Annotated in this window: 14 protein-coding genes and 1 rRNA gene; 2 read left to right on the top strand and 13 right to left on the bottom strand. The window is 62.9% G+C overall.

What is annotated here, in order from left to right; translation table 11 throughout:
- The first annotated feature begins 30 nt into the window (after window positions 1-30).
- A 5S ribosomal RNA gene (rrf, locus tag V6B97_RS09070) occupies window positions 31-145 on the top strand.
- 144 nt (window positions 146-289) lie between these two features.
- Here rrf and V6B97_RS09065 read toward each other — a convergent pair.
- The 13 genes from V6B97_RS09065 to V6B97_RS09005 form a co-directional block, all read right to left on the bottom strand.
- A complete protein-coding gene (locus V6B97_RS09065) occupies window positions 290-1,909 on the bottom strand; it encodes a sigma 54-interacting transcriptional regulator (RefSeq protein ID WP_333506180.1) in 1,620 nt (539 codons plus the stop codon).
- Between the two features lie 96 nt (window positions 1,910-2,005).
- Window positions 2,006-3,166: a UxaA family hydrolase gene (locus V6B97_RS09060; protein WP_333506179.1), complete on the bottom strand. Its 1,161-nt coding sequence runs from the start codon at window positions 3,164-3,166 to the stop codon at window positions 2,006-2,008.
- 3 nt (window positions 3,167-3,169) lie between these two features.
- The gene (locus V6B97_RS09055; protein ID WP_333506178.1) at window positions 3,170-3,454 is read right to left on the bottom strand and encodes a UxaA family hydrolase; all 285 of its coding nucleotides are present in this window, start codon (window positions 3,452-3,454) and stop codon (window positions 3,170-3,172) included.
- A 72-nt stretch (window positions 3,455-3,526) separates the two neighbouring features.
- The gene (locus V6B97_RS09050) at window positions 3,527-4,120 is read right to left on the bottom strand and encodes a FumA C-terminus/TtdB family hydratase beta subunit (RefSeq protein ID WP_333506177.1); all 594 of its coding nucleotides are present in this window, start codon (window positions 4,118-4,120) and stop codon (window positions 3,527-3,529) included.
- A gap of 9 nt (window positions 4,121-4,129) precedes the next feature.
- Window positions 4,130-5,014: a fumarate hydratase gene (locus V6B97_RS09045; protein WP_333506176.1), complete on the bottom strand. Its 885-nt coding sequence runs from the start codon at window positions 5,012-5,014 to the stop codon at window positions 4,130-4,132.
- Window positions 5,015-5,043: 29 nt separating this feature from the next.
- On the bottom strand, window positions 5,044-6,570 hold the full coding sequence (locus tag V6B97_RS09040; RefSeq protein WP_333506175.1) for a cytochrome b N-terminal domain-containing protein: 1,527 nt from the start codon (window positions 6,568-6,570) through the stop codon (window positions 5,044-5,046).
- The gene (locus tag V6B97_RS09035) at window positions 6,570-7,958 is read right to left on the bottom strand and encodes a 2Fe-2S iron-sulfur cluster-binding protein (RefSeq protein WP_333506174.1); all 1,389 of its coding nucleotides are present in this window, start codon (window positions 7,956-7,958) and stop codon (window positions 6,570-6,572) included. The genes V6B97_RS09040 and V6B97_RS09035 overlap by 1 nt, the downstream gene beginning before the upstream one ends.
- Window positions 7,959-7,970: 12 nt before the next feature.
- Window positions 7,971-8,309 (bottom strand): succinate dehydrogenase, encoded by a 339-nt coding sequence (locus tag V6B97_RS09030; protein ID WP_333506173.1) that lies wholly within the window; start codon window positions 8,307-8,309, stop codon window positions 7,971-7,973.
- Window positions 8,310-8,353: 44 nt separating this feature from the next.
- Complete coding sequence (locus V6B97_RS09025) at window positions 8,354-10,075, bottom strand: L-aspartate oxidase (RefSeq protein ID WP_333506172.1); 1,722 nt, start codon at window positions 10,073-10,075, stop codon at window positions 8,354-8,356.
- 249 nt (window positions 10,076-10,324) lie between these two features.
- Window positions 10,325-11,815, bottom strand: a complete 1,491-nt coding sequence (locus tag V6B97_RS09020; RefSeq protein WP_333506171.1) for a tripartite tricarboxylate transporter permease — start codon at window positions 11,813-11,815, stop codon at window positions 10,325-10,327.
- 13 nt (window positions 11,816-11,828) lie between these two features.
- Window positions 11,829-12,338, bottom strand: a complete 510-nt coding sequence (locus V6B97_RS09015; protein ID WP_333506169.1) for a tripartite tricarboxylate transporter TctB family protein — start codon at window positions 12,336-12,338, stop codon at window positions 11,829-11,831.
- Window positions 12,339-12,412: 74 nt separating this feature from the next.
- Window positions 12,413-13,393 carry a Bug family tripartite tricarboxylate transporter substrate binding protein gene (locus V6B97_RS09010; RefSeq protein ID WP_333506168.1) on the bottom strand — a complete coding sequence of 327 codons (981 nt, stop codon included), beginning with the start codon at window positions 13,391-13,393 and terminating at the stop codon, window positions 12,413-12,415.
- A gap of 79 nt (window positions 13,394-13,472) precedes the next feature.
- Window positions 13,473-14,231 (bottom strand): sulfite exporter TauE/SafE family protein, encoded by a 759-nt coding sequence (locus tag V6B97_RS09005; RefSeq protein ID WP_333506167.1) that lies wholly within the window; start codon window positions 14,229-14,231, stop codon window positions 13,473-13,475.
- Window positions 14,232-14,987: 756 nt separating this feature from the next.
- Here V6B97_RS09005 and V6B97_RS09000 point away from each other — a divergent pair.
- Window positions 14,988-15,824 (top strand): inositol monophosphatase family protein, encoded by an 837-nt coding sequence (locus V6B97_RS09000; protein ID WP_333506166.1) that lies wholly within the window; start codon window positions 14,988-14,990, stop codon window positions 15,822-15,824.
- Window positions 15,825-15,858: the final 34 nt, after the last annotated feature.

The raw sequence follows: 15,858 nt of genomic DNA, 5'->3' as shown, positions 1-15,858 counted from the left end.
AGCCTTCCCGGACGGTGACCAGAATCTTGTGCTGGCATCCATGGAGGAGGGGGTACACCCGATCCCATTCCGAACTCGGAAGTTAAGCCCTCCATCGCCGATGATACTGCGTATTCGTGCGTGGGAACGTAGGCCGATGCCAGCACTTTTTCTTTCCGGGAGTCGCGCCAACCGCGCGCTCCCGACCGCTTCCCCAAGCAAGGCCCCGATGTGAGAACATCGGGGCCTTCGTACGTTCAGGGGATGGGGAGAAGGGGGAGTGGAGCGGGGAGCGGGGGATGCGGCGTTGTCAGTGCGCTTTGTTGGTGATGCCCGCCGCAAGGTTTGCGACGCTGTGCGTGTACCGGCTGATTTCGATGCCGTGTTTCTTCAGCTTGTAGAGCAAGGTGGAGCGCGGCAGGCCGAGCAGCGTGGCCGCGCCTTTTTTTCCGCTGATGACGCCGTTGGTCAGGGTCAGCACCCGCTCGATGACCAGCCGCTCGGTATCCGCCAGGGAATAGCCGGACGCCACTGCGGGAGGCGGGGACAGGGGCGCGGCGGGCACGTCGCGAACCTCCGGGTGGTGCGCATCCTGCTGGAGCAGGGGGGTGATCATGTCCGGCTCTATCTCGCCTCCGTAGTTGAGGATGAGCAGCCGCTTGACCATGTTGGAAAGCTCCCGCACGTTTCCCGGCCAATGGTACTCTTCCAGCAGGCGCAGCGCGGAGCGGGAGAAAGTGACGGGCTTGCACTGCATGTCTTCGGTAAGAATGCCGACGAGGTGTTGCAGCATGGCGCGCAGTTCCCCGAGGCGTTCCCGCAGGGGGGGAATGTTGATGATCGCCGCGCCCAGCCTGTAGTACAGATCGTTCCGGAACTGGCCGCGCTGGATCAGCGCGCCGAGGTCGGCGTTGGTGGCGGAAATGAAGCGTACGTTCACCCGGATGGAGCGGCTTTCCCCGACCCGCTCGAAGCTGGAGTCCTGCAATACTTGCAGCAGCTTTGCCTGAAGCGTCTTGTCCAGGTCGCCGATCTCGTCGAGAAAGATGCTGCCCTTGTCCGCCATCTCGAAGCGCCCCACGCGCGAGCTGTTGGCGCCGGTGAACGCCCCCTTGGCATGGCCGAAAAGCTCGCTTTCGAACAGCGTGGAGGACAGGGCCGGACAGTTGACCTTGACGAAGTTGTTGTTCTTTCTGGCGCTGTACCGGTGGATGATGTGGGCGATGAATTCCTTTCCCGTGCCCGTCTCGCCGCGTATCAGGACCGGCACGTTGCTGGAGGCCAGAAGCTGCGCCTGTTCCATGACGGTGCGCATGCTCTCGCAGCGGTAGAAAAAGCGCGGTTCGGAATAGCTCGTCTCTTCCGGATAGAGCAGGTCGCCCACGCGCTGTTGCAGTTCCGCATTCATCTTCTGAAGCTTGGCGTGGGCAAGCATGTTGTCCACGGCCAGGGCCACCTGCACGGATATTTTTTCCAGAAACGCCACCAGACAGGTGTCGTCGTCGCGCAGCGGCCGCCTGAAGGAAACGACCAGCGCGCCGACAGGCTGGGAACGGCTCATGAGCGGCAGGGCGATGGCCGAACGCAATCCGGCATCGTGCATGCTGCGTATTGCGTCGAACGAGGCGAAATTCTTGATGTCCTGGGCGACGTACGGGGCTTTTGCCCGGATGGCCTTATGGGCCAGGGGGCCCCGCTGCGGGGTGGGCGTATCGTCCATGCAGGTGACGGTAACCCCTTCGGCCCGTGCGAACCATTCCAGCGAGTCGTTGGCCGGATTGTAGATGCTCAGGCTGCATCGGTCGCAGTTGACCAGGGGTTGCAGCGTGGCGGCAAGACTCTGGAAAAGCCCCTCCTGGGTGACTTCGCGGACAAGAATGTTGTTGATCAACAGCAGCGCTTGGTAAAACCTGTCAGGAAGGTCGCTCATCGTTCCCTCACGTGTGCTGCCTGAAGGGTACGTGGATGCGGCGTCATGCGTGTGAGTGGGGCAGCCCGCGCTGGCCCCACTCATGACGTGCGGTGCTTATGCGCTTTCGTATAGTCTGGTTATGATGAATTCGCGGTGTCCGAGCACCTCGGCAGACGTCCTTCTGCCGTTGCATGTGCGAATCATCATGTCAATGAGCTTGTCCCCGGCCTGATCGAGGTTGATCTCGCGGCGCAGGATGCCGGAGACGTCCACGTCGAAGTGCTCGCTCATGGTGCGCAGCGTGCGGGGGTTGGAACACAGTTTGACCACCGGAAGGATGGGGTTGCCGATGACGTTGCCCTGCCCGGTGGGGAACAGGTGCACCACGAATCCGGCGGCGGCGCACAGGGTGACCATTTCTGCCGCGGCGGACGAGGAGTCCATGAACCACAGGCCGGGGCCGGTGGGGCTTTCCGCCTTGTCCAGGCAGCCCACCACGGGCGCCTTGCGGCCGATCTTCTGGATGTTGCCGAGGGCCTTTTCCTCGATGGTGGTCAGGCCGCCCTCGATGTTGCCCTTGGTGGGCTGCGAGTCGGTCAGGTCGTCGGTCTTGTGGTCGTCCACGACCTTGGCGTAGCGGTCGAAGAAGAACTGGAACTTCTTGCGCACCTCGTCGGTGGCGCAGCGCGCGGCCACCAGGTGTTCCCCGCCGGTAAGTTCCGTGGTTTCGCCGAACAGCAGGGTGACGCCGGCTTCCCACAGCTTGTCGTAGGCGTTGCCCACCGTGGGGTTGGTGGCCAGCCCGGAGGTGGTGTCGGATTCGCCGCACTTGGTGGACACCCAGAGTTCCTTCACGTCGCATTCCGTGCGCTGCTGCTCGGTGGCCCAGTGCATGTATTCCTTGGCCCGGCGCGATGCGGCGCAGATGGTGGCCAGGTCGCCGTTCTTTTCGATGGCGAAGCCCGACACGGGCTTGCCGGTCTTGGCGATGCCGTCCACGATCTTCTGCGTCCACAGGGGTTCGATGCCGATGACCACCACGGCGGCCACGTTGGGGTTGCTGCCCATGCCGATCAGGGTGCGGAAGTACAGGTCGAGATCCTCGCCGAACTGGAGGCGGCCGTAGGCATGGGGCAGGGCCAGGGTGCCCTTGACGTTGTTGGCCACGGCTTCGCACGCCGCGTTGGACAGGTCGTCGAGGGGCAGCAGGACCACGTGGTTGCGCACGCCCACGCGGCCGTTCTCACGCCGGTATCCGAAGAATTTCTTTTCCATGACCTACCACCTCTTGGTCTTGACGTTGTGGACGTGCAGGTGTTCGCCCTTCTTGATGGGCGCGACCACCTTGCCGATGTCCGTGTTGTACTTGAACACGGTGTCGCCCGCGGCGAAGTCCTTGAGCGCCACCTTGTGGCCGATGGGAATGTCGTTGCGCAGGGTGATGTGGACGGTCTTGTCCTCCTGCATGACCCATCCCGTGCATTCGTGGCCTGCCGTCAGCCCTTCCACCACCACGACGCCGACGCCGTCGGCCGCTTCGTGAACCAGGAAATCGATGGACATGTGTTCCTCCTTGAGGGGTTGTGAGGGTGCATTCCCGCTGTCTTTCCGACCGGGACCGTGGCGCGTCGGCCCCTAGGCCACGCCGAGCCTGGCGTAGATGTCCGGCAGCCTGCGCCGGGCTTCCGCGGCGATCTCGTCGTAGAGGTGTCGCCCATGGCTATCCATGGCCACGGTCAGGGGGCCGAAGTTCTTCACCCGGAAGCGGTACAGGGCTTCGGGGTGCAGATGCTCGAAGTAGACGGACTCCACCTCTTCGATCTGTTCCGTTTCCAGGGACGCGGCCCCGCCGACGATGGCCAGGTACACCGCCCCGTACGTGCGCATGGCGTCCAGGCTGCCCTGGTACAGGCCGCCCTTGCCGATGATGGCCCGCACCCCGTAGGTGCCGATCAGCCCCGGCGTGAAGCGGTCCATGCGCGTGCTGGTGGTGGTGCCCACGCAGATTTTTTCCCATTTGCCGTCCACCTGGCGCAGGCTGGGGGCGGTATGGATGCAGGGCATGCCTTCGAGGCTGACCGGGGGCTTGTTGCCCTGGTCGAAGATGTAGATTTGCGTCAGGTCGCGGATGCCGAACAGCGGGCCGTCGAAGTAGACGATGTCGCCGGCGTGCAGCGCGCGGATGTCCGCCTCGGAAAACGGGGACGTGAGATGGTGCGTGATGCTCATGGCTGTCTCCTAGTACCCGTAGGTCGTGGAGCCGTCGGGCAGGACCACCGCCCGCGCCCGTCGGGCGGGCCAGCACTGGGTGTTCACGGCCACGGGGTTCTGGGTGATGTGGGTGTAGGCGTGCTCGACATGCACGGCCAGGCAGGACACGTCGCCGCCAAGCCCCATGGGGCCGCGCCCGGTGGCGTTGATGGCCTCTTCCAACTCCTCCTCCATCTCGGCGAACTGCGGATCGGGGTGGCGCTGGCCCACCGGGCGGCAGATGGCGTCCTTGGCCAGGCGCATCACCAGGTCGGACGTGCCGCCCAGCCCCACCCCGATGACGCCGGGGGGGCAGGGGTTGGCGGCGCTTTCCACCACCGTGTCCAGAATGAACTTCTTGACCGCCTTGATTCCGTGCTGGGGGTAGAACATCTGCATCTTGCTCATGTTCTCCGAGCCGGAGCCCTTGGGCACCATCAGGATGTCCAGCGCGTCGCTGTCCTCGACGAAATCCCAGTAGATGACGGGCAGGCCCGGCCCCACCGAGGTCTGGGGATTGATCCGGGTGAGGGTGTGCGTGGAACTGCTGCGGAAGGGGAATTCCTGCGTGGCCCGCCGCGCGCCTTCGTAGAGGCAGGACTTGATGGCCGCACAGTTCCAGGGAAACCGCGACCCCACCCGGACCTTGTAGATGGGCAGGCCCGTGTCTTGGCAGAGCAGGGTCTTTTTGGCGTCCGCGATGTCGATGGCCTTGAACATGGCCTCGAATATGGCGCGGGCGGTGGGGACGGTCTCGCGGTCGCGGGCCTTGCGCAGGGCGGCGCGCACGTCCGGCGGCAGGTCGCACAGGGCCTTGATGTAGCTCTGCTTGGCCGCCTCTTCCACGATGCCGTAGTCGAATGATGAAGACATATGCCAACTCCTTGTGCTGGACATTGCGGTCAGCGAATGGCCGGGGGGATGGTTGGGGGGATGATTGGGGGGACGGTCTGAGGGGCGGCCGGGGGTTCGGTTGAAGAGACGGCCGGAGGGACGGTCAGGGTGTCGGGAATGCCGGTGCGGACGTCTTCGGTGCGCATGGGCACCGCCGCGCCCCGGCCGAAGTCGAGGGCCAGCAGGAAGGCGGCGAGGGCCTTCAGCTCTTCGGGCCGGAGGTCGTAGGCGGGCATGGCGCTGGAGGCCATCTTGGACTTGGGATCCTTGATGTAGGCGGCAAGATGTTCGGCCGAGCGCCCCTTGGCGCGCATGTTGGACATGTCGGGGCCGGTGCGGTGGCCGCCTTGCCCCAGGATGTTGTGGCAGTATGCGCATTCCCGTTCCACGTAGATGCGCAGGCCCTGACGGACCTCTTCCGTCATGGCGCCGGGGGAACCGGGGGCGCCGGGGGGCGTGAGCACGACCTTGTTGTAGGGCGCGGCCTCGGAATATGCCTGCCCGGTCAGGTAGACGACGCAGACGATGAAGGTCAGGCCGATGCCCATGGATACCGGCCTGTTGGCCAGTCCCTTCATGCGGCTTTCGCTCATGAAGGGCACGCAGAGCATCAGCAGCGCGCCGCCCACGGGAATGACCAGGCTGCCCACGGCCTCCCACGCGCCGGTGAAGTAGGTCAGCAACTGGAATATCCACATGTAGTACCATTCGGGCCGGGGCAGGTAGTCGGCGATGAAGGTGCCTGCCTTGTCTTCCAGCGGCGCGGGCGCCGTGGCCGCCAGCGCCAGCAGGACGCAGAACAGGATGCCGAAGGCGATGGCCGTGCGGTGCATGTGTTCGGGATAGAAGCGGTAGGGCGCGCCGCCTTCGGCCGGGGGCGGCAGCGGTTCGCCGCCCACCCTCTCGCGCGGGTCGGACAGGTTGTGCAGGCGGATGAGGTAGATGTGCACGGCCAGAAAGAGCAGGAGCAGGGCGGGAAGCAGCAGGGTGTGGATGGAGTGGAAGCGCGTCAGCGTGAACCCGGACATCCCGTCCCCGCCCAGGATGAAGCGCGTGATGGCGTTGCCCACCAGCGGGTACTGGCTGGGAATGTTGGCCCCCACCACGGTGGCCCAGTAGGCTTTCATGTCCCACGGCAGCAGGTAGCCGGTGAAGCCGAGGCCCAGCGTCACCAGAAACAGGCAGGCCCCGGTGATCCACGTGCCCTGGCGCGGGTGCACGTATGCGCCGTGGAAATAGGTGACCATCTGGTGCGCGAACACCAGCAGCACCATGGCGCCCGCCCCCCAGTGATGCAGGCCGCGCAGCAGTCGCCCGGCGGGCACCTCGTTCGAGATGTAGCGGACGGAGTTCCACGCCTTGTCCGGGGAGGGCACGTAGTAGAAGGCCAGCACGATGCCCGTGACCGCCATCAGCAGAAAGACCAGGGCGCACAGCGTGCCCAGAACGGCGCTCCAGCCCGTGCCGTCCGGCAGCCTTTTGTAGAGGAAGGGCTTGAGATGCGTTTCCCATCCGATATGTTTGCCGATGTTCATTACACCACCTCGACCTTGAGTATGCCGTCCTCGACCTTCCAGGGCAGACGGGTCAGCCCCCTGGGCGGCGGACCGGCGATGACGTTGCCGTCCCTGTCGAACGCCCCGCCGTGGCAGGCGCACTTGAAGCGCGAGGACAGCGGGTCCCAGCTGACGGCGCAGCCCAGGTGCGGACAGGCATTGCCGAAGCAGATGACCTGGCCGGGGGCGTCGTGCCGCACCAGCACGGTGGTCTGCACCTGTTCGCTGTGGAAGGCTTGCCTGCGCGTGTAGCCGAGCGGCAGGGTGCTGATGTCGCCCTCGGGGATGTCCTTGATCGGGGCCACGGGCACCCATTGCGCCGGGGTGCGGGCCAGGGTGGGCGCCACGGCCGCGGTGCCCAGGATGCCGCCGAGCACGGCCACGGCCCCCGCGCCCACGGCGGCCGTCAGGAAGGAGCGGCGCGAGGGGCAGGCCGCTTCCGGTCCGCCAGGGGGGCATGTTGTTGCGGCTGCCGGTGCGGTGGCCGGGGTCGCCGCCGGAGCTGCATGGCGCGCCCCGCAGGCGCAGGCCGTCGCAGCGCCCGCCGCAGCGGATGTCCGCGCGTCTTCCACCGCGCCCTTCGTCCCGTTCTTCGCCCTCTCCACAGCCCTGTCCTCCGCCGGATGGGAGGGAAGGGGCCTGAGCGATTTCAGGTGCTTCAGCGCCAGACGCTGGATGTACTTGATGGCTCGCGTCCCGCTGATCTGCTTGGGGCAGACTTCCGTACAGTTGAATTCGGTGCGGCAGGCGTAGCAGGAGTCCAGCGCGCGGGTCAGGCGGGCCTCGAACAGTCCGTCGCGCTGGTCGGCCAGCAGGGTGAAGGCGCGGTTGAGGGCGGCCGGTCCCGCGTACCCCGCGTGGTGATTGACCATGGTGCAGCTCGAAACGCAGCAGCCGCAGGCTATGCAGTCCGTGGCCATGCCGATGTCGATGCGCGCCTTGTCGTCGGGCCTGATGGCATGGGGCTCGTCGCGTGCGTCCGCGGGCTCGAAGAAGGGCAGGGCGTCCTCGTACTTGGCGAAGAACGGATCCATGTCCACCACGAGGTCCTTGATCACGGGAAAGTGGTTCAGGGGGCGGATGGTGATGTCCTGCGCAGGGGGCAGGTGCGAGACGTTGGTCTTGCAGGCCAGGGCCTCGCGGCCGTTGATGACCATGCCGCAGGAGCCGCACATGTTGACGCGGCAGGCGAAGCGGAAGGAAAGGCTCGGGTCCTGCTCGCGCTGAAGGCGCAACAGCACGTCCAGTATCGTGGTGGTTTCCGGCGCGGGGATGTCCAGCGTGTAGGCATCGAAATGCCCCTCCCCGCCCTCGGCGGGGTCGTAGCGGAACACCCTGACGGTGCGGGATGTCGGTTGGGATGTCATGACGGCCTCCGGTTAGTAGATGATGCCCCAGACGAGCAGCACCACGGCAAGGCCCATGCCCGGCAACCAGTAGACGAGGCTGCGCTGCCGCTTGATGTCCGCCAGATTGAAGTCCAGCAGGATGACCCGCAGCCCCAGCGCCGCGTGAAACGCCACCACGACCAGCAGCATGAACTGGAGAAACGGCTTGTAGGTGAAGAAGAGGTGCAACGTGAGGAATACGACGATGAATACGGCGCTGATGCGCTGCATCAGCCAGGCCCACATGCCCACATGGGTGCGCCCTCGCCGGTACGGATCAAGGTCTCCCCATTGCATTGGCGTGCGGTGCTCGAACTTGTGCTGTTCCATGATGTGTTCTCCGAAGTATGCTGCGTTGATATGTCGGTGAAAAATCATTTTTTCCATTTCTGGCAGGCTTCCACGGACTTGTGCGTGAATGCGACGGGCTTCTTTTCCGTAACGGGCATGCCGTCGTCGCCGCGCCAGAGAAACGTGTTGAACAGGCCGTAGTCGTCGCGCTGTTCGGGGAAGTCCAGCCGGGTATGCGCGCCGCGCGTTTCGTCACGCAGCAGCGCCGAGGTCGCGGCCATGATCGAGACGTCGATCATGCTGCGCGTATCGAGCCATACGTTGTAGATCATGTTGCAGGCATTGCTTCCGGAAACGGAGGCGCCCTCCACGTCGTCGCTCAGGCTGCGGAATATGGGCAGGGCTTCTTCCATGTCCTTCCTGTTGCGGATGATGCCCACCTTGAGCCAGTTGGTTTCCTGGATGTCGTGCCGGATTTCCAGCGGGTTCCGCCCGCCGGTGCGCAACAACGGTTCTCGCAGGCGCGCGACCAGCGATGTCACAAGGCCGGGAGCGGTTTCCTTGATGCTGCGGTCCGCCGACAGGAACCGGGCCAGGGACTTGCCCGCCAGGCGCCCGTAGACGCAGGATTCCGCGATGCCGTTGCCCCCAAGCCGGTTGGCGCCATGCACGCCGCCGGCGTCCTCGCCCGCCACGAAGAGTTTGTGCAGGCTGGCCTGGCAGTCGGTGTCGATCTGCGCGCCGCCCATGAAGAAATGGGCCGTGGGAGAGACGGGAACCCGCCCCCTGGCCAGGTCGTAGCCGAACTGCGCGCAGCGCTCGGCCATGCCCGGAAAGGTCTTGAGCACGAAGTCCGCGCCCAGGTGGGCGGCGTCGATGTGCACGCCGCCCTCGGGACAGGCCCGTCCGGCCATCATTTCCATGTAGGCCGAGCGGCTCACCACGTCGCGCGTGGCGCGCTCCGCCACGTCCGGGGCGTAGCGCCGCATGTAGCGCTCGCCCTCGCCGTTGTAGAGGTGCGCCCCCGCACCGCGCAGTCCTTCTTCCAGCAATGCGCCGGCCACCACGCTGCCGGGCACGATGAGCCCGGTGGGGTGGAACTGGATCATTTCCATGTCCCGCATGCGCGCCCCGGCCCTGTACAGCATGGCGATGCCGTCCGCGGATTTTTCCGGGCCGGGGGCATGGAAGCGGTACTGCGTGGGGCCGCCGCCCGTGGCCACCAGGGTGGCCGCGGCTTCCACGACCAGGAATTCACACCGGCGCATGTCGTACAGCAGGGCTCCGGTGACCGTCTGGCCGGTGGCGTCCAGCAACAGTTCCACAGCGCGTGTTTCTTCCAGCACGGGAATGCGCCGCTTGAAGACCTGTTCCGTGGTCCGGCTGATGATCTCGATGCCCGTCAGGTCCCCCCTGTGCACGGTGCGGTCGAAGGATTGCCCCGCGAAAGGCTTCTGATGGATGCGCCCGTCGGGAAAGCGATCAAAAAAGCACCCGCAAACGGTTTCCAGTTCCTTGACCGTCGGGGTGCCCTGCTCGACAAGCTGTTTCGCGAGGTCCTGATTGTTGATGTACTGGCCGCCCTTGAGCGTATCCATGAGATGTTTTTCATGGGAATCATCAGGGCTCAGGACGACATTGAACCCGCCCTGCACCATACGGCTGCATCCGCCCTTTCCCTTCAACGCCTTGGAGGCGATCAGGATATTCAGTGACGGCAATGCATCGTGCGCGTATATGGCGGCAAGCTGCGCCGCCGCTCCCATTCCTATGACGAGCAAGTCTACCTGAATGTCCGGTTTCATATGGCAAGCCTTGGGTGAAATAGTTGGTCACGATGTTCATGCCACATCAAATTTGGTGCCGTTGGTGTCTAATTTATAGCACCGTGTATTTATTTGTATTTTTATTGAGAGCGCATCGGACTTCTTTAGAAGTGCCCAATAATGGTCATTGGTGTTGCCTGTTGGGCAGCCATTCTGACCAATATTGGGCACTTCTTGTGCCGTGCCTTTGCCCGTGGGTTTCCCGGCAGGCGCCCGGCGGGTGGGCCTTCATTGCTCCATGGGGAGGGCACGATGCCGATAGAAAGTATAGATGGTGTATCCCAGGCTCAGCAGCGTTAACGCCAGGAACACCCAGCAGATGACGGACCCGAAGAAAATGGTGGGAGAACCGTGGGAGATGAGCAGTGACCGGCGCAGGTTGTCCTCAAAGAGCGGGCCAAGCACAAAGGCCACCAGCAGCGGCGCCTCGGGGAATTTGAAAACGGACAGGAGATAGCCGAGAAGCCCCAGAATGGCCATGACGAGCACGTCGAACATGCTGTTGTTGATGGAAAATGCGCCGTAGCAACAGATCAGCAGGATAATGGGGTAGAGCACCTGCTTGGGGATGTGCGCTATTTTGGCGAAGGTGCGGATGCACGTGATGCCCGTTACGTACATGAGCGCGGAGCTTACCATGATGCCGATGTATACGGCGTAGACCAGGACGATGTTCTCCTGGAACAGGAGTGGCCCCGGTGTCAGGTTGTGCATCATGAAGGCTCCCAGGATGACCGCGGTGACCACGTCGCCCGGGACGCCCAGCGAGAGCAGGGGGATCAGCGTCGCTCCGGCACAGCCGTTGTTTCCGGACTCTGCCGCGGCAAGGCCCTCCAGTTCCCCCTTGCCGAAGTTGCTCCGGTAAGGGGAACTGCGCTTGGCCTCGGTGTAGCTCATATAGGCTGCCGGCGCGCCGCCGATGCCCGGTATGGCGCCCAGAATGACGCCGATCCAGCTGCCCTTGACAATGGTTTTGAAGCAACGTTTGAACTCTGCCCAGGTCACCCTGTCGCCGCCCACGGCAATGACGCTTTCCTGTACAGGCGGGCGGCCGGTACACCCTTTCAGTATTTCCGGAATGGCGAACAGGCCGATGATGAGCGGAATAAAGCTGATGCCCGGCATGAGTTCCACGCTGCCGAACGTATAGCGGCCGGTGCCGAAAACAAGGTCGAGCCCGATGGTGGAAAGGAACAGGCCCAGGCATGCGCCGATAACCCCCTTCCAGAACTGGTCTCCGGACAGGCTGGCCACGATGGTCAGGGAAAAACAGATGAGCATGAAGAATTCGGGCGGGCCGAAGCTCAGGGCAAAACTGGCGATGATACCCGCGCAGAATATCAGGGAGAGATTGGAGATGAAGTCTGCAATGCAGGAGGCATAGAGCGCCATGTACAACGCTTTGCCTGCCTTGCCTTGCTGCGCGAGGGGATAGCCGTCCAGAACGGTGCAGGCGGCCGCCCCCGTGCCCGGTGTTTTGATGAGAATGGCGGAGATGGATCCGCCGTACATGGCGCCTTTGTAGACGGCCACAAGGAGCAGCAGCGCTGTGATGGGAACCATGTGGAAAGTGAAGGGAAGAAGCAGGGTGACCGCCATGGTTCCTGTAAGGCCGGGTATGGCGCCTATGACGACGCCAAAGGCCATTCCGGCAAACATCATGAGGAAATTTTCCAATGTGGAAGCCAGCAGTAGGGCGTCCATGAAATTTTCCAGCATTGCGCAGCTCCTTTTATATGATATTCTCCAGGACACCCATGGGCAAAGGCACCCCGGCAACTTTGACGAACAGGTAATACAAGATGGCCGTGGTCAGAATCGCACCCGCGAGGGCACGGAGGACGTTGCGTTCTCCGGAGAAAAAGGCAAAAAGAAGATAGAAGATCAGTCCACCGATAAGGATGCCGAGCCAGCCTGCAACGGCAAAAAGCAGGACCAGCGTGGCCATGGCGGCCATGCGAAAGAACAACGCAGTCCAGTCGAAAGGTGTCCGCGCGCTTGAGTCCGGGGCTGCGGCGGTGACCCGCATCTTGCGGAAGCTTGACCACAGCAGCCCAAGGCTGAAAGCCAGCATGGCCCAGAAAATCATGTCCGGGAAAGATCTGGGTGAACTCGCTTGCCCCTTATGGCTCGCTGTAGGTATTTCTATGGCCAGGTCATTCAGGAAAAGGACAAAGGCCAAGGATAACAGGGCAAAGATCACGCCCAGAATGGCATCCCATTTGTGTTCGGTCAGATGCATGGCTCCTCCCTTGTTGCGCGCCTGCTGTGGAGCGGATGTGAAAGCAGCACCCGCTCCACACGATTATTGGATAGTTACTGTATGACGATATCCATCTTTTCCCCGATTCTTAAAAACTTGTCGTACTGATCCATCACGAATTTTTCCGATTCCCCGGGGGTCATGACAGCGGGAAGCGCCCCGAGATTTTGGGTGGTTCTGAGCCACTCCTCGTCCGTCTTCAGCTTCTGCAGCATTTCCGCATAGGTGGTGACCACTTCCTTGGGCATGTTCTTGGGACCGAAAATCCCTGACCAGCCCACCGCGTTGGTCAGGGTGGGGTAGCCGGCTTCCGCTACGGTGGGGATATCCGGGAACATCTCCAGGCGCTGTTCCGTGGTTACGGCCAGACCGCGGACCATGCCGCTTTTGATCACATCCATCATGGGGGAAAGGTTGTTGGGCAGAAACTGGGTGTGCCCGCCGAGAAGCGATGTCTTTGCGTCGCCGTCCCCCTTGTAGGGCACGGATACGGCGGCGTTTTTGGGAAGGCCCGCCGCATCCAGAAGCATCATGCCCACGATGTCGAGCATGGAAAGCGCGCCGGATGTGCCGTACGACAGCTTGCCGGGTTCGGCCTTGATGGCGTCAACCAGAGCCTGCAGGGTCTGGTAGGGGGCGTCGGCCCTGACGCAGATGATGAACGGCGTGATTTCCGTAATGCCCACAAAAGTGAAGTCGTCGACCTTGTAGGGGATGGTCTTGTTGAGGGCGGGCACCGCTGCATTACAGCTTACCCGTCCCATGAGTATGGTGTAGCCATCCGGCTTCCCCTTTGCCGTCGTGGCTGCCGCCAACACCCCTGAAGCTCCCGGCTGGTTCACCACTACAATGGGCTGCGAGAAAAATTTTTTGGCGCAGTTTGAGAGAGAGCGAGAGGCCAGGTCTGTGGTTGAGCCGGCTCCAAACGGACAGAGTAACGTAATGGGTTTTGTCGGAAACTCCGCATGGGCTTGTGAAATCGTCCCGACCAGGAAAAACGCTGCTACTGCAATGAGAATGATGCTGCGGCGCATATGCACTCCTTTCCGTGGGTGGTGATGAATAAGCATTTAAAATTTGGAAAACTCTTCTGTTGTGTGCTGCAACTTCACTTCAGAAGCACAGCTTTGCAGAAACGATAAAGATGACGCCAAGGACAATCTTTCGAAACAACTGCTGATTCATGCGTTTATTTGCCAGATTCCCCAGGCTGCTCCCAATCCATACTGCTGGAACAGCTGGTAGAATATTGAATATTGTTTGGGGTGGAATGATGCCGATGAATACATACGCGATGGCCTTGTAGGTGTTTGTTAAAAAAAAGATGAAAACTATGGTTCCGACGAACGTGCGCCTGTCCTGTATGGAGGTCATGAGATACAGTGACCAGACCAGCCCGCCGGCGTGCGCCAGTACAGTTGCGACGCCGCCTAGCGCACCATAGAAATATATCTGGGTCTTGCCTGTGCGACAGTTTATTCCTGTAAAACGCGCCCTTATCCAACGCACAATGAACATGTTCGGGGAAAGATGACTCAGCGCATATGTCATCCCAAACATTCCAACGCCAAAGCGGAATTCTCTTGCCGGTATGATTGGTAGCAATAATGTGCCGATCAACAGGCCAGGTACTGCGGAAAGCATAAGGCGAAGCAGTTTGTTTGACCTGTCCCACTGCATCCAGTAATAGCGCAAGCCAATAATATCAGAGGCGAGCATGAGCGGCGCGCCCAGGCCAAGAGCTGTTTTTGCGGGAAAGGCCAGGGACAGCGTCGGCAGCAGGAAGACGCCGGAGCCTATGCCCACTCCCGTCTTGATGACACCGGAGAAAAATCCCGCCACCGCCACAATAAGGATTTCCCATAGTTCCATTGTATGCCTGTCTGGTGATTCATGCGTAACGAAACAATGTGCAGCATTCGTTTCAAATCATGGCGTGCAGAAAGTCGAAGTGTTGCAACCGCTCCACGCACTGAGGCGCGTGCTGCTATGCTTGTTCCGGTTTTCTCAAGCAATGGTCATGCCATGTTGTGCGCCCCTATAATATTCTTAATTGCTTTGTAAAAATGGCATAAAATCCGAAGTTCGAGAGGGGCTGGCCGCAAATAGGGCATTGTTGGCCGCTATCGGACAAAATAGTCCAATAATGGACATGCATGCTGCCGACGCTTCCGGAAACTGCATGCAACAGTGCGCCCCCTGTCTGGAACGACTCCGAATACATCGACAGCCCCGTCCGTTCCGTGGTGTACCGGAGGCGCCGATGCCGTGCCGGATGCGTGGCGACGGCACCCGCGCGTGACCGGGGTGTGGCCGCACGGGCGCGTAGGGTGGCGGCAGGCCGGGCCTGCGGGACGATACGGGGGGCGGAAGGGGGCGTGCCGGAAGGGAAGCAGGGCGCGGCGGGATCGGCGGAACTGGCGGAACTGGCGGAACTGGCGGGATCGGCGGGGCTCGGCACAGGCGCGCCGGGGCACAGGCGGTGGAGCTTTTGTCTTTCGCGTCGCGGTGCTAGGGAAGGGGAACGCCGCCGGGTTCCGGCGTGCCCTGGTATTCCGCGCCCGTTGCGGGGCGGCATCCCTTGGGGGGCTTGCCCCGTTCCCATCACTTCAGCTTCGGGAGGGCTGCATGCCTGCCGCACCGTCCACCGGCATCCACCCATTCGCGGGCATCGACCTCGACGCCGCGCTCGCCGTGGCGCTGGATGCCGCCAAGGCGGGATGCACCGTGCTGGCGCGCGGCCGTTCGCGTCTTGCCCGCTTGCACACCACCACCAAGAGCCCCGGCGATATCACCACGGAACTGGACGCCCGGTCGGAGGCGGCCATCTTCGCGCGCATCCGGCAGGTATATCCGGACCATGCCCGGCTAGGCGAAGAGTCGGGTGAGGAGTCGGGGGTTTCCGGCGCGTCGCCGTACCGCTGGATCGTCGATCCGCTGGACGGCACGGTGAACTATGTGCACGGAATCCCGTATTATGCCGTGTCGGTGGCGCTGGAGGTGGACGGAACAGCTGTGCTCGGCGTGGTGGCCGACCCGGCCCGGCGCGAGTTCTTTACGGCCGTGCGCGGCCGGGGGGCGTTCTGCAACGGAAGGCCGTTGTCAGTGGCGCGGCGCGCCCGGCTGGACGAGGCCGTCATCGGCACCGTGGTGCCGCCGCCCAGGTGGCCGGGCATGGAAGGGTATCTCGCGCAGTTCTGCGCCGTTGCGCGCAGCGCGGCGGGCATGCGCCGCGGCGGCGCGGCGGCGCTGGACCTGGCTTACGTGGCCGCCGGGCGGCTGGACGGCTTCTTCGTGGTCAGCCTGAAGCGTTGGGATCTTTCCGCAGGCGCCCTGCTGGTGCGGGAGGCCGGAGGGGCCGTGGCCGACATAGACGGCCACCCGGACCCGTTGCACGCCAACCGCCTTGCCGCCGCCAACGGCGATCTGTTGCCAGCGCTGTTGGGGCGGTTGCGGCCAGAGTGACGCAGGTATCGGCGTTGCGTGCCGGAAAAGCATG

It is taken from the genome of Nitratidesulfovibrio sp. 1201_IL3209 (genome assembly GCF_036763125.1).
In the GTDB taxonomy this organism is placed as follows: Bacteria; Desulfobacterota; Desulfovibrionia; order Desulfovibrionales; family Desulfovibrionaceae; genus Cupidesulfovibrio.
Note: the sequence above shows the minus strand (reverse complement) of the source record. Positions and strands in the feature narration are given on the sequence as shown.